General features: G+C 32.4%; 16 protein-coding genes and 1 pseudogene. 11 read left to right on the top strand and 6 right to left on the bottom strand.

Features of this window, described 5'->3' with window-relative positions; all coding sequences use genetic code 11:
• Positions 1-479 precede the first annotated feature (479 nt).
• The 5 genes from ACQKM9_RS04820 to ACQKM9_RS04800 all read left to right on the top strand — a co-directional run bounded on the left by ACQKM9_RS04820 (position 480) and on the right by ACQKM9_RS04800 (position 3,844).
• Positions 480-1,043 (top strand): hypothetical protein, encoded by a 564-nt coding sequence (locus ACQKM9_RS04820; RefSeq protein WP_427733163.1) that lies wholly within the window; start codon positions 480-482, stop codon positions 1,041-1,043.
• 143 nt (positions 1,044-1,186) lie between these two features.
• Complete coding sequence (locus ACQKM9_RS04815; protein WP_427733161.1) at positions 1,187-1,651, top strand: GNAT family N-acetyltransferase; 465 nt, start codon at positions 1,187-1,189, stop codon at positions 1,649-1,651.
• A gap of 252 nt (positions 1,652-1,903) precedes the next feature.
• Positions 1,904-2,422 carry an RNA polymerase sigma factor gene (locus ACQKM9_RS04810; RefSeq protein ID WP_427733159.1) on the top strand — a complete coding sequence of 173 codons (519 nt, stop codon included), beginning with the start codon at positions 1,904-1,906 and terminating at the stop codon, positions 2,420-2,422.
• Entirely contained in the window at positions 2,406-3,404 is a 999-nt protein-coding gene (locus tag ACQKM9_RS04805; protein WP_427733157.1) for a hypothetical protein, read from the top strand. The genes ACQKM9_RS04810 and ACQKM9_RS04805 overlap by 17 nt, the downstream gene beginning before the upstream one ends.
• Positions 3,405-3,538: 134 nt before the next feature.
• Positions 3,539-3,844, top strand: coding sequence for a hypothetical protein (locus ACQKM9_RS04800; protein ID WP_427733155.1), 306 nt, complete (start codon positions 3,539-3,541; stop codon positions 3,842-3,844).
• Between the two features lie 181 nt (positions 3,845-4,025).
• Here the strand turns inward: ACQKM9_RS04800 and ACQKM9_RS04795 are convergent, their stop codons facing one another.
• A complete protein-coding gene (locus tag ACQKM9_RS04795; protein ID WP_427733153.1) occupies positions 4,026-4,589 on the bottom strand; it encodes a hypothetical protein in 564 nt (187 codons plus the stop codon).
• 415 nt (positions 4,590-5,004) lie between these two features.
• Positions 5,005-5,547: a GNAT family N-acetyltransferase gene (locus ACQKM9_RS04790; RefSeq protein WP_427733151.1), complete on the bottom strand. Its 543-nt coding sequence runs from the start codon at positions 5,545-5,547 to the stop codon at positions 5,005-5,007.
• A 442-nt stretch (positions 5,548-5,989) separates the two neighbouring features.
• Here ACQKM9_RS04790 and ACQKM9_RS04785 point away from each other — a divergent pair, with 442 nt between their 5' ends.
• Positions 5,990-6,487, top strand: coding sequence for an RNA polymerase sigma factor (locus tag ACQKM9_RS04785; RefSeq protein ID WP_427733149.1), 498 nt, complete (start codon positions 5,990-5,992; stop codon positions 6,485-6,487).
• Positions 6,488-6,491: 4 nt separating this feature from the next.
• Positions 6,492-7,463 (top strand): hypothetical protein, encoded by a 972-nt coding sequence (locus ACQKM9_RS04780; RefSeq protein ID WP_427733147.1) that lies wholly within the window; start codon positions 6,492-6,494, stop codon positions 7,461-7,463.
• 99 nt (positions 7,464-7,562) lie between these two features.
• On the opposite strand, the gene ACQKM9_RS04775 is transcribed toward ACQKM9_RS04780, so the two are convergent.
• The 3 genes from ACQKM9_RS04775 to ACQKM9_RS04765 form a co-directional block, all read right to left on the bottom strand.
• Positions 7,563-8,279 carry a ZIP family metal transporter gene (locus tag ACQKM9_RS04775; protein ID WP_427733145.1) on the bottom strand — a complete coding sequence of 239 codons (717 nt, stop codon included), beginning with the start codon at positions 8,277-8,279 and terminating at the stop codon, positions 7,563-7,565.
• A 282-nt stretch (positions 8,280-8,561) separates the two neighbouring features.
• Complete coding sequence (locus ACQKM9_RS04770; RefSeq protein ID WP_427733144.1) at positions 8,562-8,885, bottom strand: hypothetical protein; 324 nt, start codon at positions 8,883-8,885, stop codon at positions 8,562-8,564.
• A gap of 144 nt (positions 8,886-9,029) precedes the next feature.
• Entirely contained in the window at positions 9,030-9,956 is a 927-nt protein-coding gene (locus ACQKM9_RS04765) for a C39 family peptidase (RefSeq protein ID WP_427733142.1), read from the bottom strand.
• A gap of 384 nt (positions 9,957-10,340) precedes the next feature.
• On the opposite strand from ACQKM9_RS04765, the gene lepB reads away from it, so the two are divergent.
• Positions 10,341-10,901 carry a signal peptidase I gene (gene lepB / locus ACQKM9_RS04760; protein ID WP_427733140.1) on the top strand — a complete coding sequence of 187 codons (561 nt, stop codon included), beginning with the start codon at positions 10,341-10,343 and terminating at the stop codon, positions 10,899-10,901.
• A gap of 522 nt (positions 10,902-11,423) precedes the next feature.
• Here lepB and ACQKM9_RS04755 read toward each other — a convergent pair.
• Positions 11,424-11,966: a hypothetical protein gene (locus ACQKM9_RS04755; protein ID WP_427733138.1), complete on the bottom strand. Its 543-nt coding sequence runs from the start codon at positions 11,964-11,966 to the stop codon at positions 11,424-11,426.
• 464 nt (positions 11,967-12,430) lie between these two features.
• On the opposite strand from ACQKM9_RS04755, the pseudogene ACQKM9_RS04750 reads away from it, so the two are divergent.
• The 3 genes and pseudogenes from ACQKM9_RS04750 to ACQKM9_RS04740 form a co-directional block, all read left to right on the top strand.
• Positions 12,431-12,544, top strand: a pseudogene (locus ACQKM9_RS04750) (ArsR family transcriptional regulator); the annotation flags it as partial.
• Between the two features lie 138 nt (positions 12,545-12,682).
• Complete coding sequence (locus ACQKM9_RS04745) at positions 12,683-13,099, top strand: SRPBCC family protein (RefSeq protein WP_427733390.1); 417 nt, start codon at positions 12,683-12,685, stop codon at positions 13,097-13,099.
• A gap of 485 nt (positions 13,100-13,584) precedes the next feature.
• Positions 13,585-16,755, top strand: coding sequence for an ATP-binding cassette domain-containing protein (locus ACQKM9_RS04740; protein ID WP_427733136.1), 3,171 nt, complete (start codon positions 13,585-13,587; stop codon positions 16,753-16,755).
• Positions 16,756-16,869: the final 114 nt, after the last annotated feature.

The following is a 16,869-nucleotide window of genomic DNA, read 5'->3' as shown; positions in this document are numbered from 1 at the left end:
AGAATAGCAATAAATCAGAACCTATTTTGATCAAACTTTGTTCAAAATAGGTTCTTTTTATATGCAGCTAAATCGATGTTTGAAAAATAATTCAATATTTATTACCAAGCACCAGTGATAATTCTTATTCATCTATTCAAAACGGTACGACTTTCCTATAAACAGTTAAACTTTGATTCAAATCTACACGTGACTTACTTTTATTTGCTCGTTAATGAAATAACATGACTGGAGTCTTACAACTTCAACCAACCACATAGAATATCAAAATATATAAATTAAATGAGAAGATTTTAAGAAATTTTGTTCTTTGTTCACAAACACACCAGAAAGATAAATTCGATAGTATCATAATCTGAATTTTACAAGTTTAATTTAAGGATTCTTTTAATTGACTTAAGGTATTTTTAAGATTTCGTATTTATAATAAAGACACTAATACTCTAAAGGGTGTAGAGAAGGATTGGAGGAAATTCAATTTGAAAAAGAAATATATTTATATTTTATTAACTGATACGGGAACTCTTTTTTCAAAAACAATTAAGCAATACACAAAAGCTCCTTACAATCACGCATCCATCGCTTTTGATATAAATTTAAATGAAATGTACAGTTTCGGAAGAAGGCATCCAAGAAACCCTATAAATAGTGGGTTTGTGAAAGAAGATGTATTAGAAGGTACATATAGAGCATTCCCACAAACAAAATGCGTTCTATATAAATTTGAAGTGGATGAAGAAAAAATAGAAAAATTGAAGAATATAATAGATAAATTTGAGAAAAATAAAAACCTGTATAATTATAATTTACTAGGAATAGTGGGTGTGGCATTTAATGAACCTATTGAACCCCGGAATTCCTTTTTTTGCTCTCAGTTTGTGGGAGAAGTATTAAATAGAGCTGGTGTTATTTTTTGGGATAAAAGAACATCATTACTTACACCAAATGATTTTAGAAATTTACCAGGATTTGAAGAGGTATATGAAGGAATGCTGTTAGAATATGAACCTATTAAAAGTAGAATCTATTTAAAAGAGAGCTGACATTAGTCACTCTTTTTTTATGTAAGCATTTCAATGTGTAGCTAAGTTCTGCCTTCAAATAATGTTCTTCGGTTTACTTTTATATTATTTACATATGCTATGATAAAAAAAGTAGAATCATCAAAATATTAGGAGGTAATAAAGTGATTACATTAAAACCGATGAATCAAGAAGAGTTTAAGCAGTATCTGTCTTTTGCTATTGAAGACTTTGCAAAAGACAAAGTGACTTCAGGCAATTGGAGTGAAGATGAAGCAATTGATCTATCTAAAAAAGAATTTGCTCGACTATTACCAAAAGATGAGAAATCAGAGCAGAATCATTTATTTTCAATCTTTCACAACCAACAATTAGTAGGAATGATTTGGATTGCTCAAACATCAGCTATAAATCCAAATGAAGGCTTTATTTACGACTTTATCATTTATGAGCCACATCAAGGGCAAGGATATGGTAAGCAAGCTATGAAAGAAACCGAAATTATTGCTAAAAAGCTAAGAATAACCAAAATTGGACTTCACGTATTTGGTCATAACAAAATTGCACGAGGATTATATGAGAAGTTAGGCTATGAAATTACGAATATAACAATGGCTAAATCGATTTAATAATGGCATAGATAGTACAATATTGTTTTCTTAACAAATATTTTCTTTTTATAAAACTAATTTAACAGTTCATTTGGAAGAAACATTTTTGAACGGTTTTGGTTCAAAATAGTTTCTTTTTATTTGCTATGATTTAAAGATTCTATTGCAAATTTGTGCACGCCTTATTTTATACAAAGATTACATATTTTAAAGTTTAATTGATTCCAAATGCAAAGTCGTTCGTCTATTAATGAAAGGGGGAATTTGCTTATGCAGGAACCGTTTAAACAGCTCTATATTTTACATAGTGATGGCATTTATAAATACATATTTTTTATGGTTAATAATAAGGAACTTGCCGAAGATTTGACGCAGGAAACGTTTTTCAATGCATTTAAGCAATTTCAAACGTTCCGGATTGAAGCCACAATCACTACTTGGCTAAAGCGAATTGCAAGAAACCTTGTCTATGATCATTATCGCAAAAAGCGATTAATTCAGTTCTTACCTCTTACAAATAAGGTGGATTATCAAGACGATAAACAAACCCCGATTGAAGTACTTGAAACAGGTGAGGAAATGGCGATTCTATACGGGGCTTTAAGAAAGTTGAAATTAAATCACAGAGAAACGATTGTGTTACGTAAAATTGAAGGACTCTCAGTGAAAGAAACAGCCCAGTTCCTTGAATGTACTGAGGCAAAAGTTAAAAACAACACAGTTCGTGCAATCGTTGCACTAAAAAAGATTTTACAAGAAGGGGGTCATGATGATGGATCGTTTAGATGACAAATTACAGAAATTAAATACTATAAAGCGTTCACACCAGGAGAAGTTACACACGCTCGAAAAACTTTCGAATCGGATTGACAGGATACCCACAAAGAAAGTGAATTGGCGAGTTCCTGTTATACTTGCATCCACTGTTGTTGTCTGTATCATCTTACTGCTGACAACTCTTAATGGCCCTTTACAAAAAACAGCTAAAACAGCTACTGAACCAATAACCAATTTTACTTCTACAGTAGAGCTAGAACGCATATATTATGTTGATTGGTCAAAAGATGTAAATTTCGAGAGCTTTTTAGCAAGAGCTTCAAAACTTTACTTGGATATGAATACAATTGAAGATAAACAACAACTTTCAACATTTAGTTATTATTTTAGTCACCTAAAAGAAGTTCAGCATATAAATAAGAATGAACTTTCACCTTTTAATGATTTAATATTGCAAGCAAGAGATGGACGGGAATGGCATATTAAAATATATGAAAATCCTGGAGAGCCATCCATTTTAAGGGACATGGAAACCGACCGCTATTTTGAGATTAATACCAAGTCCGGCAATTTTGATGAAGATTTCATCGATTTATTTCTGTTTAAACTAAATATGAAACCCTTTTATATATCAATAATAGTGAATATTATTCCTGCATTAATGAGGTTAATCGAATATTTAGTGTTAAAGTTATCTTTTATTCCTAGTATTCCAAAACTAGAACGAAAAAATCGAGATCGAATTATACAATTGATTATAGTGGTTGTTTGTCTACTAGCAATTGTATTTCTTGCTTTTTATTTTCAGCCTATAAACATCCTAGTACTATTATCCATCTTAACATTAGCTATTTTTAGCAAATTTTATTTCGATTGGATATTCATTCGTGAACACCATGATTCCAAGGTACAACAAAAATATAAGTTGTATTTAAGCATACAAATCATTATTTACTTATTAATGATTTGTATGTTAATCGTCATCATCCACTAACCATACTCTAAATCGCCCTAATAATCTAAATTTCGACGAATAAATAATGATGAACTTTCCAATGATGTGTTTAGACATACAAAAAAGGGAATTACATGTTAATTAAGAAATTTATGATGGGAGGGGATTAAGAAATGGTAATTCTGTTTTTACTTGTACTCGTGATTCTATGTTTGATCCCTTTGCTCCTTTTGGATTTACGAATAGGAATGAAAGAGGCGAATATAGATCGTGCGATTGAAATACTTGAGGATGAACTTGAAACAGGTAAGATAAAACTATTTAAGAAACCACAATTCAAACCCAATTTCAAATTAAGATTTGCTCATATGAAGCAAAAAGCAGCTAGTAGATGGCAAGGTTTTAAAGAAAAGTCTATGCATTATAAGGATAAATTCCAATCATGGCAGCAAAGTCTAATCAATTCTTATCGTAAATAATGAGTAAATAATAATACCTCAGCATTTAATGCTGGGGTATTATTTGTTTTGTAAAAGGGAATGTTTAGCTATAGAGCTAAGTGAAAATTTACATTTTGATTTATAGATATAAAAAGGGCTATCCTAAAAGTTGGTGAAAACAACTTTTGGGGTAGCCCTATGTCATTATCTCAGTTCAAATCTATACGTCGAATTCTAAATTAATGATTTTCCATTCATCGTCCATCTTTTTGAATACTAAATGTAGGAATGTTGGAGGACTAACAAGCTCAACATTATTACTTTTATAAAATTCTCTAATAAAGATGTTGAATGTTTGATTATTGTGATTATAATCGTATCCTTGAATTACCCAATCATCTAAATAGTTCTTACCGTCAAGCGTATATAAAAGCCAATCTACATTATCTATGATGACATATAACCCATTATCTTTATTTTTTAACGTTAATTCCTTTGCCATTAATGCATGTAGTTGCTTTTGATTGCCTGTTTTTTGCGCTTGAACAAAGTCTCTAGATAAGTTACTTATAATTGCGAAGTTTTCTTTTTCCATCTTATAAACAGTAATATCTTTTTTAAGCTTTTTTATTGTTTGAGTTGAATTTTCTGCATTGCTTTCATTTTCCTTAGATGAATCAGTATTAGCTTTTGCATGTTGGAGTTCTACAAAACCATTCGTATTTGAACAAGCTGTAAGCAACATAAGACCAAAAACAAATAAGACCAAAATCTTCTTTCGCATATATTACCTCCTCAAACTTTTCTTATTAATGCAGTTTCGACGTAAGGTGGAATATTTCCTTTTTTACTTATAGGATTTCAGCGAAAATGAACATTTTTGCAGTATACCCACTTTAATTAAAACCAAAATTAACATTAAAACTATTCTTTGAAAGATTGGAGAGAACTATTCGGAAGTGAGTCTAGAGTGGAGAATGACTATAATAAATTGTTTAAGTAGGGGAAAAAGTAGCCTTACTATTGTTGATGGAGCTTATAAGAATCAACTATGTATTAACGGATCTAAAGGACGTAGGAGACATTATTCTAATAGAGTAGGCACTAATTAGTAAAATAAACACCTCAAATTTGTAGGTGTTTATTTTGCCTTCCTTAATATCCATAAAATAGCCTTTTGAAATATACGATTATTATCCTCATGAGTTAATAATCCCATAATATACCAGGTCTTCATATCGATTTTCTTTCTTCACATGGTCAACTAATATACCTTCTTGTTTCATACCTAATTTTTGGATAACTCTCCCTGAAGCTGGATTTGAATTGAAGTAACGAGCGAAAACCTTATGGTATTGTTTTTCTTTAAATGCAAATTGTAGAGTAGCTTGCGCTGCCTCTGTAGCATATCCATTTCCCCAAAATTCTTCACCAATCCAATAGGCTATTTCACCATTATTAAACTGTTGATTGTTAGATAGCGCGATAGCTCCATATAATTCTCCTGTATTCTTATCTGTTATGGCAAATTCATATGATTTATTAGCATTAAAGTTATTAAAATGAGGTTCAATCCAAGTTAATGCATCTTGTAAAGAGTATGGAAAGGGTAGGTACAATGTATTTTTATAAATATTATAATTATTACAAAGTTTAGTAATAGCTATTGCATCAGATTTTTGAAACAGTCTTAGTACAAGCCTTTTAGTGGTTATTGTTTTATCTTGACTATCAAATATCATAAGAAATCCTCCCTACATCATGTGAGATAGTACTAATATCGAGTAAGTTAATTGCACAAATAGTACTTCTCCAATTTTACGATGGTAAAAACGAGATTCCAATTAAACTAATTTAACTTTCCTAGTTCTATAATTCGACAGAAAAAAGCGATAACCTTTATTAATCTACCGCAGCCATTAGCAAAGTTAGAAAACATAAATAGTTATTACTTGTTCATTTATTCTTGATTTTGATAGTACGAGCTAACTAATGAAAATACGTCTTGATTAATTAATCACGGCTTATACTCAAAACCTCTATCATTTCTTGAATCTACTTCTCAACTTTAGATAAAGTGTAGAACGTAGTGATCAATGAAGAGTCGAGAATGTAGATTAAAAAAAACAAAAAACTGAGTAGAAATTCCCCTTCAATCGTCTATAGTTAAGAAGGAGGGATTAAATGGATAAAATGTCATTTCAACAATTATATCAAACACTTAATAATGCGATTTATCAATACATATTTTATCTGGTTCAGCACAAAGAATTGGCAGAAGATTTGACACAAGAAACATTTTATAGGGCGTATAAGCAGTTTGCTACATTTCGTGAAGAAGCCGTTGTGAAAATTTGGATAAAACGTATTGCAAGGAATCTTGTCTATGATCATTTTCGACGCAAGCAAATTGTAAAGTTTATACCATTTGTACATACGGATGATCGGGTTGAAAAAGAGACACCCAGCGATATTTTAGAACGGGGAGAAGCAGTTGCTACTTTATATGAGGCACTTAAAGAATTAAAACTGCCATATAGAGAAGCTCTTGTTTTACGAAAGATTGATGGGCTGAGTGTCAAAGAAGCGGCTGATTTTCTTGGATGCTCTGAAAAGCAAGTAACAAACAATACTGCTAGAGCTTTAAAGGCATTGCAGAAGATATATGAGGAAAGGGGATAGACATATGTCACAGAACTTTGATTCAGAATTCGATAAGTTAAAGAATCCTTCTCGTAATTTACGTAAACAGCAAGAAACTTATGATGAATTACTACAAAAAATTGAAGAGGTGGATACAAAGACGAATTTTTGGCCACGACTCCAATATCCTTTTATCCTCATTGCGACTTGTTTTGTGCTCTTAATCACAGTACTTACATTAAGTCCAAATAATAGTGAAAATCCATATCAGAATGCATCAATGGCGTTACAAGGTGTATCGAGTCAACAGGTTGAAGCAATTTATACTCTGGGTCTTGAAAATAGCCAAACAAAAAATGAAAAGTTTTATGGCAAAAGATCAAAAGCTTATATTAATGTACAAAAAGTAACCGATCCCGCATATATAGATTCGATTATCACTCATATACAAAAAAATGAAATAGCACAAATAAACAATGAACAATTATCGGCTATTGCAGATTTAATAATAGTTGTTAAAGGTCAAGAAATAAAATTAAAAATATTTGAGAATACATCTCAAGAGTTATTTATGCAAAATTGGGAAACACGTGAAATGTTTCATCTAAAATACCGTTTCATTCTTGAAGATTTAGTGGAAATTGAAGAGCAAAACCATGAATGGCGAAATATTTTTCTAATTTTAGGCATAGTTTTTGTTTTTCAATATTTAATCAAAATGCTTTTAAATCGAGTTTTTAATATTACCTTTCCTAAAGTACGAGTGAAACAGACTCCTTTTAGAATAATTGTTTCAATAGTGATATCTGTAGTTGCTCTAAGTTTAATAAATATCTATGGATCAAATATGGTAGCAATCAGCTATTTTTATTTTGGTGCTTTCATGGCATTATTTTCTAGTATGGATTTATTATTTGGATGGCGTTTATATAAAGAAAATGGAGTGTTGTTAAGAAATATTTTACAGCTACTTCTTATTCCTGTATTTTTAATTATTATGATTATCGTTAAATAATTTCAGCAAGCTGGTCAGGTGGATTGACCAGCTTTTTTTCTAAGATTTATTAACTTTGTGATATCACTTCAACTCAAATAGCATTTTATTCGTTTAAAACTAAATAAGAAAAAGAAATCCACCAATTGCAAAAAAACTAATGACTGCTATTATCAACACTCCAGATGAATCTTTAATAGATTCAAGTAATACTTCTTTGATAGTGACCATATATATTGTGCCCGCGGCTAAACTAATAGCAAACGACCAAATCATTGGATTGCCAATACCAATTGAATTACCTATGTAAGCACCAATGCCAACTGGGAGAGAAATAAGCAAAGTTAAAAAGAACAAGGTCCATACTCCAAGACCAGCTATAAATAAAGGGGTAAATACAATAATGCCCTCAGGTATATTATGAAGTAGGATAGTGTGTAACAGCGATTCCTTGACTGTTGAGTTTTGGTTTGCTCCTAGCACAATTCCTATAGGTAAATTATGGAAAGTAATACTAAGCATTAACAAAACCCCAGTCTGTAACGCACCATTTTTTACATGATTTTTAGTGGCGCCAAATAGAACATGTAAAAGTTTATGAGCAATTTGAAACAATATCACACCTGCAAAGAAACCTAGGATAAACGTGATCAAACTACCGAGAATGATTGCCTCAGGAGCAATCTCAAAGCTTAACAAACCGAGAGTTAAACCTGCGCATATACCGTAAATGATATCAATTTTCTTTTGAACACCTCTTAAAATCCACGCAATTATGCCACCAACGCTAAAGCCACCTACAGTGTACACATACCCAATAACATAAATTAAAGTCACTATATCATCCTCACTAAGCCTAACTGATTGTTTGCCTATAAGTTAATATGAATTCAGTCTTATATTTATGAAGGGAAGATAATAATGACTAGATTTTGAACTTATACAAATAATTTAGGTTCTACTATGGAGCGTCTGAGCTTTGAAGAAACCCTTAGAAGATGAGAGAATAGGGGATCTAGTGAAATATGTAGAAAATCGATTAGCAATGTAAAAGGATAGATAATGCATTTTTTAATCGCTTTTTCTATCCTTTTGAAATTTTGTATACACAAATGAATTTTACTGATCATTACTAGAAACGAGACCCATGTTGCTAGTTGTTTTATCTTTTTGAATTTGTTTTGACTCACTTTGATGTTGCATACTATAAACGATTGCTGCTTGTAATAATAATGCAATTAAGTAAAGCACAAAATGATACATTCCGTAGTGTAATAACGAAACGACAAATAAGACTGGTACGGAAGATAGAATAGATATATTTTGATTTTTGGATAAAATAAAAAGTATTGTAGAAATACATGAAGTAACAAGTAGAAGCTCAATGATAGTCCAAATGTTATTGATATTCAAAATAGTGTTTAACTCTTCTATATAATTCATTTTAAACCCCCTTTCTTGTTTATATTAATATTCGCGGCTTTTTATTTTTAAACCTGCTAAATAACTGTAAAAATATTAAAAGTTATTATCTCCAATAAAAAAGTACACTACTAAAAATTTAGTAATGTACTTGATGGATACATTTTATCGTACTACAACGCCCCATTGAAGAGCATTGTATGCGCGTTCGAAGTTCGTCTTGCTGACCCAATATTTTTCTTTCTTACTGTTTGGATCTGCTACATAGTATGAGCCGTTGCTGTTGTATCCGATAACTGTGACAACATGCATATTATCAACGATTCTCTTTGTACCTGCACTGCCCATTTTCCACTTGGCCCAAACTGGCTTTTTAAAATCTAATGTTACGTAGACTGCGACTGGATTTCCTTTATCTAATTCTTTTTTGATTTGAGTAGTAGAGTAGCCAGATACATTTGCTACTTTACTGCTATATTCTTTACCATAAGTCGTTAATGGTTTCGGGAAGATGGATTGGAATACACCATTTTGGTTAGCATAAGGATTGCCACCAGCAAAACCTTTATATGGATTGCCACCTTTATCTTTTGGCATATCATCTAAAAATGTACGTAAGCCAACTTTTGAATAGCCTTTGTATTGTAAAGCCATCAATAAACTGGCTCCCTCACAGCCAAATGGAGCATTCACAGGTGATAATTGACTTACAAAAGGTACATTCAATGTTTTACTCGAATAACTTTTGACTACTGTACTTGAAATCCAACCTGTTTTGTTATTTACCTTTACCTTATGCCAAGTTGTAGAACCTACTTTTTTTGTAGCATATGAAGTGAGAACTTTACCTTTTTCCACTGAAGCAATCACTTTATATTTACTCCCTGCATTCGCACGAACGTTTGATATGTACAAAGTTTGAATCTTCTTTACGGGTGCGCTAACCTTGGTAATATCTCTATGTATTTCAGTACCATCCGTAATAGATGTTGCTTCTGTTGGTGTTGTTGATGTTGAGCTAGTTGCCGATAAGCCACTTAATAATAATGAAAAACTCATCGTAGTAGTTATTAGAATGTTCGTTTTTTTCATATTAAAAACCTCTCTAAGTTGTTATTTGTTATGGTAACTCTCCAAAAAATCTGTTCTACCTTTTAAAAAGTAACTAATCTTATCTAAAACGGAAAAATTACATTAATATCTTATCATGTATATTACTTGTTTTGTAAAAGGAAGTAATCATGGAATGAAATAATACACCAATTAACTTTTGGAACATTTTACTAAATAGACTCGTTGTATTTAAAGATTGAATGATTTGGGTCATATAAAAAGTAGAGAAGATCAATAATAAATAGCCTTTTCATTGAATGAAGTATTTTTGTATTCATATATTAAACAAATGGCAAAGAGTGAAACTAATGAAATCCTCCATAATAAACATACTTAAATGGGATACTAAAAGGAGATAAATAAATGACAAATGTGAAAGCAGAAAAGAATTCTCTTTGGGAATGGACAAAAGCCTTATTCATTGCAGTTGGACTTGCGTTTATATTTCGCTTCTTTCTATTCACTCCTATTATTGTAGAAGGCGAATCAATGATGCCTACTCTAGAAAGTGGGGAACGAATGATAGTTAGTAAAATTGGTCAACCTGATCGTTTTGATATTATTGTGTTTCATGCAACTGAGGACAAGGACTATATAAAGCGAGTAATAGGCATACCAGGAGATCATATCGAGTATAAGAGCGACCAATTATATATTAATGGACAACCCCATGATGAGCCTTATTTAAATAAATATAAAAGCAGTCTATTGGATGGAGGTACATTAACTGAAGACTTTACACTAGAAGAATATACGCAAATGTCTGTTATCCCTGAAGGTTATGTCTTTGTAATGGGGGATAACCGTAGAAATAGTACTGATAGCCGAATCATTGGTTTAGTTCCAATGAATAAAATTGTAGGAAACGCTGATATAACAATATGGCCAATTGACGACATAGGATTTATTGAAAAATACAAATAAAGATTGGCGTATTCTGTAGGAATAATACAGGATACGTCATCATTTTATCTAAGTACTACCAGAGAGAAATAAAAGGAGAGTTACAAAATGTATACATATGAATTGTTTGAAGGGGTTTTTACCCTATTTAGGCCACTTTTTATAACGATTCTTTTGATCTCAATTCTTCTTTTTATAGCAATCATCTTACCAAAAGTTCGGAAACGCTTTATTAATGCGTTTACTGTTGTAAGTTTATCTATCGTCAACGTTTTATTGTCCACTCAATTTTTATTTATGGATGGAATCATTGTAGACGAACTCAATTTAGGTGGAGATGCAATGACTCTCTATGTATTTATAGCGAATGTTTGCTTTAGTTTTATAAATGTTATTAGTTATTTCATAAGTCAAAATAGAGACTACTATAATTGTTACCATTGAAGGCAGTATTGAATGCCAACAAGTCATAAAAACATAAAACTAAGTTAGACTTGTTGACTAAATCTAACTTAGTTTTTATTCAGACTATAGTTGCATGAATTACGATCCTTCTTTTGCACTTGGATAGTCAATAGAATTAGCTATTTCCACTAAAATTTCAGCTGTCACCTTAGCTGAAACCCTTTTATCTATGCTTAGCATATACTGCCACTTACCTCTTTCGAAAACAAGTACATTAAAATCGGAAATTCTCATCAACGTTGCTTCATTTCCATTTTTAAGCTCAAAAGTATTCAATACATATCTCTTTCTATTAGGAATTCTCTCTTGGATAGGTCGAATATCGACTTTATAATGATTTTCAGAAGCCTGATCATTTATAAAAACCACTTCAAATGAGTGATTATACTCACTAAAGCGTCCAAAATAATGAGTAAAACTTATTGGTGGCACTCTAAGTGGTAACTCCAGTTTTTCATTATAATGTTGTTCGAATTCGTTAGAAGCTGCTATTACGGTTTTGTATCCCATCTCAGGATATATTTTTTCATATGGACTAGGTTTATCATTTGCTATTGCAAGTGCCATAAAAAAGAACAGGGAACAAGATGAAAATAAAAACAGAAGCATAATCTTTTTCATATTTCACCACCTCGTATTTTCTATAAGATTTTATTATTCCCAGTACTGTCAGGAAAATTCGGAATTACAATGCTTAGACTATTTCCCTGACGATTCACAAGATATAACATCGTTAAAAAGGTTTGTGGTCTTAAAGAATCTAAATAGACCACTTACTGAGAGTTAAAATTGTATTCACCTAGTAAATTTATGGCGACATATGGTGCAATAAGTCTTCATGATAATCATCCCTTACTTTATTAAAGTCCTAGATAATGGAATAACAGGGGAACTTGACATGTCACCTTTTGGTGTCCTATAATTAATGTGACACTAAAAGGTGTCCCATTAGGTTAATATGAAGTTTAATCGATAAATTTACAGGAAATAATAATGAAAAGGTGGGGGTGATTTTGAACGAGAAAAGCCAAGTTAGGGATGTTTATGACGCTGTTGCCGATCCAACAAGGCGAAAATTACTTAGAATGTTATCAGATGTTGAAGAATTACCCCTACATGAGATTACGGTTCATTTTAAAATGGGCCGTACTGCAGTTTCTAAGCATTTGGCTATCCTTAAAGGTGCTGATCTTGTAATTGCTCGAAGGGTTGGTAGAGAAACGAGGTATCGTTTGAATGCCACTCCGTTGAAAGAAATACATGATTGGGCATCTTTTTATGAAGGATTCTGGAAAGAAAAAATTATCAAATTAAATCTTTTATTGGAGGAACAAAAAATGAAACCAGATGTATCATTAGATTTTCAATTTACAAATTCAATCGAGCAGGTGTGGAACGCTTTAACAGATTCGGATACACTAGCGAAATGGATATGGAAAAATGACTTTAAACCAGTCGTAGGACATAAATTTCAATTCCGAGCTGAGCCAAATGAGTGGTGGGATGGAATTGTAGATTGCGAGGTGCTCAAAGTGGACGAGCCTCATACATTATCTTACACTTGGTTAAGTGCCGGGGAAAGCACTACTATTACATGGACTTTGAAAAAAGGTTCAGATGGAACTATCCATCTACATCTAGATCAAACTGGATTTAGTGAAGAAACAAAAGCACGCCAAGGAGCTATCGAGGGAGCTAAATATGCTTGGACAAATATGGGTGATCAGCTCGGAAAAGTTTTAGCAGAACTGTAAAAAGATTTCTTCATTCTCTAGCATGCCTGATTTTCAGAAACAACCTTGTGAATGTGTACTTGAATATTTCAAACAAAAAGAAATGATAATTATTAATCGTTTATACTAATAAACCATTCTTCAACAATCGGGCGCATTTCCGTAACAAGAATGGCGCTCTTTCTTTATGAGAATGGCGCTCTTCCAGAACACGGAAAGCGTCATTTTTAATGGAATAAGGGATTGATTAGATAACCTATTTTGTATTAATAATAATTTATCAAACGGGGCAGGATGGTTGTAGAAGTTTTTATAATATAACTAAGCATTAAGTATATACTTTGTGGAGTTGGGGTAAAAAAGACCACTAAATGGTGGAATTGATCAAAATAGAAATATCCCTATACAATTAGTATGAAATTGTCGATTCGAAAAAACACAACAAACTCAATTGAATTTTTATCATTATGGCAATATTAAATTTATAGAATCGCGAGGGCATCACTATGAAAATCAATCAATTAATTGCGAATAATATTAACAAATTAGATGCCGTACTACCAGTAGATAAGTCGTTAGGAATCGCTGGTTTGTCTGGATCTGGTAAAACGACATTTTGTCAAACAATTGGCGAAGAATCCAAGAAGCGTCTCGTTTCTTTATTGCCAAAAGCTGAATATCAGTATTTATTTCCTACAATTATGGATACAAATTTCAGTGCCATCAAGATGGAAGAAATGCCATTAGTCCTTTTCCTTGGAAAATCATCAATCTCTTCTAATCCACGTTCTACAATTGGCACACATACAGGCGTATTCAAAGACATTCGTGTTACTCTTGCTGAAAAATTCAATTTGTCTCCAGAAGTTTTTTCATTTAATAATGAGTTAGGTTGGTGTCCAAGTTGTAAAGGTCGCGGAACTACTAAAAATGTCGAATGTCCTAAGTGTAAGGGGAAGCGCTTTAATCAAGAAGTTGAACAATATATGATTGATTTATTTGATAAACCACATACTATTTCTAATATAAACGACTTAAGCATTGAATCTATTTTATCTCTTGCAGAAGTTTTAAATATTAGTGAAGGTAAACAACATATCCTCAAAAATATGATCAATATGAATATTGGTTACTTAACATTAAATCGTATTATGGGCACATTGTCAGGTGGAGAATTAACCCGACTATACTTAGCAGAATTCATGGCATCCAGTGAAAATACCGTAATAATTATTGATGAAATCTCTGTGGGCCTTGATCATCAAACATTATTGAAAATTTTAGAACAGATTAAAAAACTGGGCTTTAAGAATCAAATTTGGCTCATTGATCATTCTGACACAGTGCTCGACACAACGGATGAGCAATTGTTCTTTGGTCCAGGTAGTGGGAAATATGGCGGGAAAATTGTTGAAGAATCTCCACGACCAAAACCAATCATTTGGGAACGAAATGAAGCATTGCCAACAGGTTACTATCAATTCAAAGAGCTTTACTGTCGTAATATTCAAATGGTAGAAATTCAAATTCCCCAAAACAGACTTGTAACGTTTACGGGTGAATCAGGATGTGGAAAATCGACACTTGTAAATGAGTGTATAGCCAAAGACTTTCTGAAGCGATATCCAAAAGATAAAATTGTCATGGTTGGGCAGGAACGAAACCAATCGATTACGAGTCGGTCAACAGTTGCGACGTTTCTAGATATTAAAAGGAAACTCACCAAATATAGTGAAGATATTGATGCTATTTTTCAACGCTCGATTGAAGATATTATTGATGAACTCCCAGAAGGAGACATTGCTCATAAACGATTGAGTTTATTGATCAAACTTGGTCTAGGTTATTTGACGTTGGAAAGAAAAACTCAGTCCTTATCTACTGGTGAATTTCAATGTGTCCATTTGGTTTCTGAGCTGTTTGCCAACTCTAGAAACCCACATACGCTTTTTATTTTTGATGAGCCTTCAAAAGGTTTATCACAGAATATTTTAAATCAATTCATCGATAGTCTCAGAAGCATTTTGCAAGATGAATCTGTCTCAATAATAATGATTGAACATAATTCGTATATGCTAGAAAACTCTGATTTTATCGTTGATTTTGGTGAAAGACAACTTGCACCAGTGGAGCATCTGGAAGTTGTCAGTCATGAAGACTATTATCGTCGAAAAAACAGTGAAGACGGAGTTGTTCCAATACAAATTTCTTCAACACGCAATCAACAAAATGGCGTTACCTACTTAACAGAAAATCATATTGCCTATTTTAAAAATGCAGAAAACGTCTATAAGGGTGGTATATTAAAAAGCTTATCATCTATGGCTCGTTTGATTTATGGTGAGTACGAATCTGAAACAATTGCCCCCGTCATCGCCATTGATTTAGAACGTCATTTGTATAGTCAATATAGTTTTCTATATGAAATGGGCGGCTTGATCAACCATATTGTAGCAGCTCATCCGACCAATCAAAATACGAATAGCTTCGATTTTTATAATCAAGAAAACCATTGTCCATCTTGCTCGGGCCGACAAGTGATAGAAAAATTTGATATTGATATTGTTATTCAAAACAAAACCGTGCCATTCTGGGATGGCCTATTCCATCCAGAAGTGATGAAGGTTTTAAAATTCTATCAATATCCAAAATTACAATTCCTCTTTGATGAGATTAAGAATGAGCTTGGTCAGGATCTAAGTAAAAGTTATAATGACATGACGGAAGCGGAAAAACACACATTTTTATACGGGTATTGGGAAAAGTCATTCTATGATAAAGCAGGAAAAGCGTCGAGGACTTGGGAAGGCTTTAATTTCATCATTGGACGCTATATCGTTGTATCGAAATCGATTATTAAAGAGCAAATGAAAGCATCCAAAGAGATGATTACCTGTCCAATCTGTCAAGGAACCGTGCTAAACCACCATAAAAAGCTAAAATTTAACGACACTGATATTCGTGAGATTATTCAGCAGCCTATTGATCAAGTAATAGAAACAGTTGGTAAGTTACAAATACTAGAAAAACTCAAGGCTATTGTCGGCGGTGATATGACTTTGACTGAAGATGTTTCCCTATTACCTAGAGAGACACAGGTTACTCTGAAAATGTTTGAACTGGAGCAGGGTAGTTTTGCCCATTACGAAATGGTTTTGCAAAATGTCCTACCATTCTGGAGCAAAATTAGCAGTAATATCGAATCTATCAGTTTGAAAAATCGGATCACTATCTGTGATTTTGACAATATAACCGAAACGAGAGAAACAATCATTGATAAGTATTTTACCAATGGAAAATTCAAAAAGCTTACCTATGTATATGAAGCGTTTGGTTACAAAAAAATTGTCACTCAAATTAATAAGATTAAAAAAAGTCATCAATGTCCTTTCTGTAAAGGGAAGAAAGTAATTTCAGAAGATGGACTCCATGATGGTGTGTATAAATTATCGGTACCCTGTGTTAGTTGTTATGAAAGTGGCATCAATGATGAAGGACGTGAGGAAATCATCGAAGGCATAGACGTACAAACATGGTTAACTGGTAAAGTAAGTGATGTTGTTTCTGAAAGTTTAAATCTTGAGGCAGTTGCACATATTCCGATTTTCAGTCGTATTCGTGAGCTGAATAAACAAGAGATGATGGCGATATACCAATTCCTTGAGCAAAATAATTAAATTAGATTTATTAAAACAAGTTATATTTAAGTTAAGAGCTAGCTGTTAGTCAATGAAGAAAACTCATTTGCAATGATAAATTGCAAATGAGTTTTCTTTTGTTCTGAAGAGACG

Origin of the sequence: Viridibacillus sp. NPDC093762, assembly GCF_050279675.1 — a bacterium.
GTDB lineage: Bacteria > Bacillota > Bacilli > Bacillales_A > Planococcaceae > Viridibacillus.
The sequence above is the reverse complement of the archived record's forward strand: the minus strand, read 5'-3'. Positions and strand labels throughout refer to the sequence as shown.

What these genes read in the sequence shown, in the direction of transcription:
- ACQKM9_RS04765 (WP_427733142.1), bottom strand. Translation starts at nt 9,956, where the DNA reads ATGAAAAAAACGAACATTCTAATAACTACTACGATGAGTTTTTCATTA.
- ACQKM9_RS04790 (WP_427733151.1), bottom strand. Translation starts at nt 5,547, where the DNA reads ATGATATTTGATAGTCAAGATAAAACAATAACCACTAAAAGGCTTGTA.
- ACQKM9_RS04780 (WP_427733147.1), top strand. Translation starts at nt 6,492, where the DNA reads ATGTCACAGAACTTTGATTCAGAATTCGATAAGTTAAAGAATCCTTCT.
- ACQKM9_RS04755 (WP_427733138.1), bottom strand. Translation starts at nt 11,966, where the DNA reads ATGAAAAAGATTATGCTTCTGTTTTTATTTTCATCTTGTTCCCTGTTC.
- ACQKM9_RS04740 (WP_427733136.1), top strand. Translation starts at nt 13,585, where the DNA reads ATGAAAATCAATCAATTAATTGCGAATAATATTAACAAATTAGATGCC.
- ACQKM9_RS04800 (WP_427733155.1), top strand. Translation starts at nt 3,539, where the DNA reads ATGGTAATTCTGTTTTTACTTGTACTCGTGATTCTATGTTTGATCCCT.
- ACQKM9_RS04745 (WP_427733390.1), top strand. Translation starts at nt 12,683, where the DNA reads ATGAAACCAGATGTATCATTAGATTTTCAATTTACAAATTCAATCGAG.
- ACQKM9_RS04785 (WP_427733149.1), top strand. Translation starts at nt 5,990, where the DNA reads ATGGATAAAATGTCATTTCAACAATTATATCAAACACTTAATAATGCG.
- ACQKM9_RS04795 (WP_427733153.1), bottom strand. Translation starts at nt 4,589, where the DNA reads ATGCGAAAGAAGATTTTGGTCTTATTTGTTTTTGGTCTTATGTTGCTT.
- ACQKM9_RS04810 (WP_427733159.1), top strand. Translation starts at nt 1,904, where the DNA reads ATGCAGGAACCGTTTAAACAGCTCTATATTTTACATAGTGATGGCATT.
- ACQKM9_RS04770 (WP_427733144.1), bottom strand. Translation starts at nt 8,885, where the DNA reads ATGAATTATATAGAAGAGTTAAACACTATTTTGAATATCAATAACATT.
- lepB (WP_427733140.1), top strand. Translation starts at nt 10,341, where the DNA reads ATGACAAATGTGAAAGCAGAAAAGAATTCTCTTTGGGAATGGACAAAA.
- ACQKM9_RS04805 (WP_427733157.1), top strand. Translation starts at nt 2,406, where the DNA reads ATGGATCGTTTAGATGACAAATTACAGAAATTAAATACTATAAAGCGT.